Here is a 9447-nt window from a genome sequence, read left to right as displayed (position 1 = left end):
GCCTCGACCCGAATGATCCTGAATACGCGCAAAAAGCGATAGTGAGAAGATATATGTATCCCGATCACGATTATTACCGGGAGTACATTTCAAGATATGCGCCTCAAACGCGGGTGAATATGAATGTAACAGGAGGAACGGACAAGGTTTCTTATTTCGTAAACGGCGCTTACCTGCACCAGGGCGGTAACCTCAATGTACAGCCGAAGTCGGTTTTAGGCTACGATCCTTCTTCCAAAATGGACCGGTACAGCTTTCGCGCCAACCTGGACTATAAGGTAACCAACTCCCTCAAAGCATTCCTGAACATAGGCAGCTACATTGAACAGGTGAATATGCCCGCAGCCTGGCTTTACGGAGATGATACCAACTGGATGATGCGCGATTTGCTGTACCAGGCGCAAACGATTTTACCCATAACTCCCGGACCAACTACCATCGACGGCTTCGGCGTGGCGCCCGGCCAGATTGTTGATCCAGGTTATATGGACCGTTCCGCATTTGAGATCATGAACAGAATGGGTTACCGGAATGAAATCCGCTCCAACCTCAATGCGTCTTTCGGAATGGAATGGGACCTGGGTAATACGGTTACCAAAGGTTTGAGCATCAAAGGAATGATCTCCTACGATTCGAAATCTACCACCGCTATGCAGGGCGACAAGTCGGAACGGTTGTACCTGGCAGAAGTGAACCCGGCGACCGATGTGCTTACTTATGCAGTCAAAAGATCGGATGAAAAGCTGCTCATTCTTCGGAAAGGCGCTGATTCCCGCTACAATATCAACATGCAGGGTTCCATCAATTATCAAAGGTTATTTGGTGAAAAGCACGATATCGGCGGAATGATCCTCGCGCAGCGCGATACCTGGGAAACCACGGCCGGTGAAATTCCCTACAATGTACTGGGTGTTGCGGCGCGGGCTACTTATGGTTTTGACGAAAGGTACCTCGCTGAAATCAATATGGGTTATAATGGATCGGAGCAGTTTGCACCCGGTCACCGCTTTGGTTTCTTCCCGGCGGTTTCGGTTGGCTGGGTACTGAGCAATGAGAATTTTTTGAAAAACAACCGGTACGTTACCAATCTCAAATTCAGGGCTTCTTACGGAAAAGTCGGGAACGACATTCTCGGCGCATCGCGGGAGGTAAGTCCGCGGTTTTTGTACCAAAGCAATATCACCATGGGTGGCGGCGGCCCGCTAGGCAGTTTGGGACTCGGCCAGCAGATTAACCTGGGCTTACTCGGAAACCCGAACATTACCTGGGAAGTAGCTGCCAAACAGAATTACGGTATGGATTTTCAGCTGCTCGGCAACCTGAGCCTTACTGTTGATTATTTTAAAGAAAAGCGCAGCAATATCCTGATCAACAGAGGTACGGTTCCCGAATTCCAGGGTGTGCCGCTGGGCAATATTCCCAAAGTCAATATGGGATTGGTGGATAACAAAGGCTACGAAATCGAGCTGACGTACAACAAGGCTTTTTCCAAAGATTTCAACATTATGATTTCAGGAAATTATGGGTACAACCATAATACGGTCAAGTTTATGGACGAATCCATTCGCGATGAAAGCTATGTTCACAGGTATAGGCAGGCTGGTTATTCTTTGAATCAATCATGGGGTTATAAAATTGATTACAGCAATGGAAACGGCTTTTTTAACTCGAAGGAAGAACTGGATTCCTATCTCGCCAAAACCCGGTACGGATTCGGAGAGCCCAGGGTAGGGGATTTCAAATATGTTGACCTGAATGGCGACGGTACCATCGACGACAAAGACCAGGCGCCCATTGGTTATTCCACCATTCCCCGCGTCAATTATGGTTTGTCGCTCACCGTCAATTATAAAGGATTTGACTTCACCACCTTTTTCCAGGGCGTGGGCAAATACACGATGAACTACGCGCAGCAGGGTGTTTATGAATACATTATCCGCGGTACCTATTTCGATTACCACAAATCTGCCTGGACGCCGGAGCGTTTTGCAAACGGTGACAAGATCACTTACCCTGCCCTGAGCACGCACAGTACCACCAACCACACTGCCAATGATTTTTTTATCATGAACAGATCCTTTACCCGCCTCAAAAATCTGACGCTCGGCTACACGCTCCCGTCTGGCGCTTTGAAGGCGATCGGTATCAGCAAGTTCAGGGTATATGTAAGTGCGCAGAACTACTTCACGTGGGACAAGCTGAGAATGAACCACCTCGATCCGGAAAACGACGATTCGCTCGGGTATCCGGTGACCAAAATGGCGAACCTTGGTCTTAACGTCACCTTCTAATCAGAGAGATCTATGAAAAAGATATATCGTTTTTCAATGCTTGTTTTTGTCTTGCTGACTTCCTGCAAAGGTGTGCTCGATATGGCACCCGACGGGAAGCTGGCGATGGACGAGATTTTTGCCGATAATGACAAAGTAGGCGCATTCCTGAATACCTGTTATGCCAATATTCCCGTCAAAGGAACACGCTACTTCTTCTGGAGTCGCGGCCCTGTGAACTGGAGTGACGAATCCTGGGATACCGACGCGGAGGCAGAATCGTGGATTATGTCGGGGAGAATGTACAATGGAGACGCATCAGCGGGCAGTCACCCGGTGACGAACATTAGCGCCGAAGGTGGAAACGGTGACTATTGGGCCAGGTACTGGACTGCAATCCGCAACTGTACCGTGTTCATCAGCCGCATTGACAAAGCAACAGTGCGCGTGCCAACCGACCGTGCGCGCTGGAAAGCGGAGGCGCATTTGCTGCGGGCTTATTACTATTCGGAGCTGCTGAAATGGTTTGGCCCCGTGCTGCCGATCGAGCGGGAGCCTTATGACTTCTCCCAGGATTTTTCAACTGTGGCCAAAGCGAGCTATTATGATGTGGTCAAATTCATTATCGAAGATTGCGACGTCGCACTGAACACAGCGGAGCTACCGTGGCGGGTTACCACAGCCAGCGAAGGCGGGCGCGTACATAAAGGTTTGGCCGAAGCGATTAAGTCCAAAATGATCCTTTTTGCCGCCAGTCCATTGAATAATGCGGGTCAAAATCTCTGGCAGGAAGCTTATCAGATCAATAAAACTTCGCTGGAAAACCTGAAAGCGAATGGATACGAGCTTTACAACCGGGTCAATTTCCCGCAGACTTACCTTTCGGAGACAGCTTACCTCGGCCCGAACAAGAATGTGAATACCGCCATTTACAACGAATATTTTACCCAGACCATGAACTACTCGGCCGCCCCGGTGGATCGTGAAACCATTTTCCAGAGCCGCGAAAACCAGGGTAACATCTGGAATATCGACGGCATTGGTTCGCAGGATGGTTATAAGTCCGGAACTTGTCCTACGCAGGAGCTGGTGGATGCTTATGAAACGATCGACGGTCAGCCTGTTCTGGACCTGGATAGGCCGTACCTCGACGACCAGCATTTGCAGCCTAATTACAATGCAGCCAACAAGCTGTACAATCCGAACGATCCTTACGCCAACCGCGATCCGCGTTTTTACGCATCCATTTATTTCAATGGATCAAAGCGCAAAGCAATGTGGAACTTCGCGGAAGCGCCGGAGTCGGTGGAAAACTATCCCGCGCCGATCGGTAACCGCACGCGCATTATCGCCACTTACGCAGGCGAGCCGCAAACGGGCATTCACCCGACCACCCGCCGGGCCACACGCACAGGTTACTACGAACGCAAGTTTTTACACCCCAACTCAGGCAATGACAACCCGATCGCAGGTGCCAACTGGAAGCTTTTCAGGTTGGGCGAGGTGATCCTCAACTTTGCCGAAGCAGCAGCAGAAGCGGGGCAGCTGGCGGATGCGGTGAAAGCGGTTAACGAAATCCGCACCCGTGCCGGAATGCCCAATTTACCTGCTGGTCTTTCGAAAGATGCATTGATCAAGCGGGTGCGCGCCGAGCGTCGCGTGGAGCTGGCAATGGAAGAGAACCGGTATTTCGATGTGCGCCGGTGGTCGCTGCCGGCGGAAGATTTGTCTAAAACCGATCGCTGGATTACCGCCATGGAAATCACCCGGAATTCAAACGGGACTTTCAGCTACAAGCGCAGGAATGTGCGCGGGACGGAGCGGAAGAATTTTACGAACAAATTCCTCTGGGTACCAATGCCGCTCAACGAAGCCAACAGGCTCCGCTCGATCACAGGTGCAAACTGGCAGAGCCCTGGCTGGTAGTCAATTTAGTTTTCAACGATTTATACGATCATTTTTATGATAACACATATAAAATCCGGTATCCTGTCGCTCGCCGCCTTCGTGATCCTGTCTGCATTTGGTACGCAGGTTTTGGCGCAGGAGCTGACGGAAACGATCAACGGGCTTGTGCTCGACGAGTTTGGCAAGCCGCTTTCAGGGGTTGTGATCAATTCTGAAAACGGGAAGAACGGGACTTCTACGAATAGTAAGGGAGAGTTTGCGATGAGTATCGACGACGGCAGTCGCGCCATTGTATTTTCATTATATGGTTATAAAAACCAGAAAATCAATGTCACTGACAAGCAGGAGCTTGACGTAAAGCTGCAATGGGACGCGCATAAGAAAGACGAGGTAATCCAGCTCGGGTATACTTCGCAGTTGCGAAACGATATTTCAGGCTCGGTAGCTACGGTGAAAGGCGAAGAGCTGGAAAAAGCGCCGGTCGCCAACCTGACGCAGACACTTGCCGGTCGCCTGCCGGGACTTACCACGCAGGAAACTTTCTCGGAACTGTCGCGGGCAAATACCAACCTGTACATCCGCGGACTGGCGGCAGGTCGCGACGGCGGGCCGCTGGTGATCATCGACGGGATTATCTGCGCTTACAACAGCAACCAGACGCTGGATTACATTACCGCCAATGAAATTGAAACGGTTACAATCCTGCGGGACGCTTCTACCCAGGCGCTTTACGGTATCCAGGGTGCAAACGGACTGCTGGTCATTACTACCAAAAGAGGGAAAAAAGGACCTTTGCAAATCAAGACGCGGTTTGACCAGTCAGTGCAGCAGGTAACTACAACTCCGCCGTTCTACAACTCGGCTGATTACGCCACCATGCGGAACCAGGCTGCATTGAATGATGGTTTGGGCGCCAATTACCTTTTCAGTCAGCAGCAGATTGAAGGTTACCGCACCGGCTCTGACCCTGTTCTTTACCCCAATAACAACTGGTACAAACGCTTCATCAAGGATTTTGCGAATATGCAGCGGGCGAGTGTGAATGTGACGGGCGGAAATGACAAAGTGCAGTTTTTCTCCAACATCAACTTCATGCACCAGGGTGGCTATTTCAAAACAGACCAGACGCGCTATAACCCGAATGCAAACAATATCTGGGTCAACTACCGCTCTAATGTGGATATGAACCTGAACCAGTACCTGAAAGCATTCGTGCGGCTGAGCGGGAATGTGAAGCGCGAGCGTACACCGGGGGCAAGTAATGCAGATGTGTATTCGAGTATTTTCCGGATCCCGTCGACGGTTTACGGACCAGTGACGCAGCCCATTGTTGACGGATCGGGCGAAGTAACGGATCCCGGTGGAAAAGTGATCACGACCGAACGTGTGGAATCGCCTACCTATGGCATGCTCAACCGAACCGGCTACGTGCGGCACACGGTTACCAACATTACTTCGCAGTTTGGGTTGGACCTGGATATGGGTTTTCTCACAAAAGGTTTGAACCTGACTGGAAGGCTGGCTTACCAGACCAACTCCGTAGGCAGTCTGAGCACGAAGCAGGATTACGAACGCTGGGTGCAGACGAGCGATTCTTCGGGTACCGGTTTTATCAAAAAAGGTGCTCAGAACAACACGCCGCTGGCTTACTCCAAATCGCATTCCTACTATTACCATTTGACCTACAATGTAGCGATGAACTACCAGCGCGACTTTGGCAGGCACCGCGTTGGCGCGATGGCGTATATGTTTTACCAAAACCTGACGAGGGCTGAAAACGATTCAGCGCGAATGCTGCCTTATAACCGGGTAAGCTCGGGATTTGAGGTGAGTTATGGTTTTGATAACAGGTACCTGCTGAAACTCGACCTGGGTTATTCCGGCTCCGAGCAATATGCAAGAAGTGTGCGCTACACCACCACACCGGCGATCTCGGCCGCCTGGGTGATTTCAAATGAAGCCTTTTTGAGAGACAATGCGTTCCTCACTTACCTGAAACTGCGGGGTTCTTATGGAAAGACAGCCAACGACGAAAGCGGACTTGCCAGGTATGCATACCTCGATAATGTGACAGTGGCAGGCGGCGGGCCCATTGGTTCGCTTCAATACGAAGTGAAGGAAGGCCAGGTAGGTAACCCGAACATCGCAGCCGAGATTTCGAAAAAACAGAACTTCGGGATTGATCTGGGATTCTTCAATGCAGTGAATTTGTCGGTGGATGTTTTTCATGAAAAAATGGACAACATGATCGTGAGTGCATTGTCTACCATTCCGCTTTACCAGGGCGTGCAGCTGGTTAACTATCCGAAGCTGAATTCGGGGAGTTTCGAAAACAAGGGAGTTGATATCAATCTGGGATACAACAAAGCGTTAAGCCGCAATTTTTCTGTTTTTGGGAATTTGATGGTAAGTGTTGCCAAGAACAAGATCATCAACCAGAATGAAGCGCTCAAAACAGAAGATTATGCTTACCGTAAATGGCAGGAAGGTTATTCTTTTGGTCAGAAGTTCGGGTACCTCGTTGATCGCAGCAATGGAAACGGGTACTTCAATTCGCAGGCAGAAATTGACCAGAGCGGATTGACTTACGGCTTTGGTACTCCCCGCCCCGGCGACTTGAAATATCAAGATTTGAATGGCGATTCGAAAATCGACGAGCGCGACAAAGCGCCGATCGGGACGGGCATGCTGCCGAGTACGATCTATTCCTTGTCCGCCGGTTTTACCTACAAAAACTTTGACCTGAGCTTCCTGTTCCAGGGAGTAGGTAACTATGCGACGGTTGAAACTGGTACACTCACGGGAATCTGGGAAACGGAATACGACGGCGTTTTTGGCTCGCTGCACCGTAATGCGTGGACGCCGGAACGCTATGCAAATGGTGAAGAAATTACCGCGCCCGCACTCTCACTGGGCAAGAGCGTTAACCACGAATCAAGCGATTACTACCTGGATAACCGCGCTTACCTGCGCCTGAAAAATGTGGAGATCGGGTACACGCTTCCTGCCTCCGTTTCACGGTACATTCTGTCTGACAAAATCAGGATACTGGTGAGCGGGCAAAACCTGATTACGTGGGATAAAATGCGGTCGAAAGATTATGGTCCCGAGGGCGGCGGCTTTGCGGGTTTCCCGGTTTACCGCGTGTTCAATGCAGGTATCAGCGTGATTTTCTAAACTCTGTCATTTTACAAAATGAAAAAATATAAGCTACTTCTCCTGACCCTGGCAGTTACCTCGATACTGGTATCCTGCAACGAAAAGCTGGACCTGCCCAGCGATGGCCGCATTACCATGGACCGGGTTTTCAGCGACTATAACCGAACCCGCGGCTACCTTAATTCCTGCTACGGTTTTGTTCCCAAACCTTATATGGATCGCGCTTCCTTTACCGACGAAGCGCAGGATGCAGATGATATCACGCCGGGATCGAAATACATTGTCTGGTACGGTGGCAATGTAACTTCCCTTACTTACGCGGCCAATTCGGCAGACGGAAGTCCGTGGGGTAAGCTGTATGAAGGAATCAGGAAATGCAATGTGTTTATCGAAAATATCAAAACGGCGACTGTATATGCGAGCGAAGGCGAAAAGAACTCGTGGATTGCGCAGGCGCACACTTTGCGGGCATTGTACTACCTGCAACTGATCAAACGCTACGGTGGCGTCCCGATCTTCGACAAGCCGCTCGCCATTGACCACGATTTTTCACAGGATAAACGCGCCAGCTTTTCGGAAGTAGTAACCTTTATTCTGGCCGATTGTGACAAAGCATTATCATATCCTGCTACGCGGGAAGGTTTGCCCTGGGATATTTTTGATAATCAATACGGCATTATGACGCGGGCGGTTGCCTATGCAGTTAAGTCGGAGGCTGTTACCTATGCGGCCAGTCCGCTTTGGAGCGATGGTACCTATAACTGGCAAACAGCCACCACGATCACTGCGGAAGCTTTGGGAGAATGCCTGGCAAACGGTTACCAGCTTTTTGACCAAAAACCCCCGGCCAACATTGCCCAGAACAGTTACGCGCTGTACTTTTTTACCAGCTCCAACGACCAGCGCGCTGCGGATAAAGAAACCATCTATCATGCCGGAGATGCTATGCAGGTTTGGCGGTATGCAGGCATGCCGACCAACCCTGGCATGGAAAGAACAGGTCCGTGTCCCACGCAGGAAATGGTAGACAGCTACGAAATGGCCAATGGCGAAATGCCTATTACCGGCTACTCCGACGCGAACCGCACTACTCCGGTGATCAATACAGCTTCCGGCTACAAGGAAACTGATCCTTATTCGGGACGCGATCCGCGCTTTTATGCTTCTATTTACTACAATGGGGCTGTGAGGAATCTCGACCAGCCCGCGGGCAAAAAGGTGGAAACTTTTGTTGGCGGGACTGAGGAGATTTCGGATATCAACCGGAAACATACCCGAACCGGCTACTACCTCAGGAAGTTCAACAATTTCAGGTCTGGGCAGAACAATGATGCGGATGGGGCGATCAGGCTGTTCAGGCTGGCTGAGCTGTATCTCAATTTTGCAGAGGCTGCAAACCAGTCAGCAGGGCCGGATGCGGCTGTGAAGGTAGGCGCACAAAGTATGTCGGCGCGGCAGGCTGTAAATGCAGTACGGGCGCGGGCGGGAATGCCGGTCTTTCCTGCGGGGATGACGAAAGATGCTTTTGACAAAAAATACAGAAACGAGCGGCGCGTAGAGCTGGCATTTGAGGAGCACCGGTTTTTTGATGTACGCCGCTGGAAGATCCTGGATCAGACCGACCGTTTTGTGACGGGAATGCGGATTACCAAGAGCGGCTCAAACTTCGTTTACCGCCGGTTCAAATTCCCGAACCGCAATGCATTTTCCGACAAATACCTGCTGTACCCGATCGATCAAGCGGAGGTCGACAAGATCATCGGCCTGTCCGGTGCGGACTGGCAGAATCCCGGCTGGCTGGACTAAAACACTTTCGCTTTTGATAAAATACAAACCTAAACCCTTGATTAATGCTCAAAAAATTTTTCATACTATCGCTTCTGACAGTCAATGCGGCTCTGGCGCAGCCGCTGGCGGGTACCGATGATCTCGGCAGGACAATCCCGCAAAACAATGTAGTGGGCGATCCGAAAAGCAACCGGCAGGTAGGTATGTTTTACTTTTTGTGGCACGATGTAGCGCCTGCCCGGCATTGGGATTTGCATGAAATTGTATCCAAAAACCCCGCGGTACTGGAAGATTTTGATCACCCGGACTGGGGCGGGGATCC

General features: G+C 50.7%; 5 protein-coding genes. All 5 read left to right on the top strand.

Going from position 1 to position 9447, the window contains the following annotated elements; translation table 11 throughout:
* Positions 1-2291 (top strand): SusC/RagA family TonB-linked outer membrane protein (locus tag ACTIE6_RS10620; RefSeq protein WP_439556611.1); only part of this gene is annotated, 2291 nt, incomplete at its 5' end.
* A gap of 12 nt (positions 2292-2303) precedes the next feature.
* Complete coding sequence (locus tag ACTIE6_RS10615; RefSeq protein ID WP_439556610.1) at positions 2304-4196, top strand: RagB/SusD family nutrient uptake outer membrane protein; 1893 nt, start codon at positions 2304-2306, stop codon at positions 4194-4196.
* A gap of 36 nt (positions 4197-4232) precedes the next feature.
* On the top strand, positions 4233-7355 hold the full coding sequence (locus ACTIE6_RS10610; RefSeq protein ID WP_439556609.1) for a SusC/RagA family TonB-linked outer membrane protein: 3123 nt from the start codon (positions 4233-4235) through the stop codon (positions 7353-7355).
* Between the two features lie 18 nt (positions 7356-7373).
* Entirely contained in the window at positions 7374-9143 is a 1770-nt protein-coding gene (locus tag ACTIE6_RS10605; protein WP_439556608.1) for a RagB/SusD family nutrient uptake outer membrane protein, read from the top strand.
* Between the two features lie 44 nt (positions 9144-9187).
* Positions 9188-9447: hypothetical protein (locus tag ACTIE6_RS10600; protein WP_439556607.1), on the top strand; the 260-nt coding region annotated here is incomplete at its 3' end.

The sequence above is a fragment of the Dyadobacter sp. genome (assembly GCF_051859145.1).
Taxonomy (GTDB): Bacteria; Bacteroidota; Bacteroidia; order Cytophagales; family Spirosomataceae; genus Dyadobacter.
This window is presented reverse-complemented; position numbering and strand designations above follow the sequence as displayed.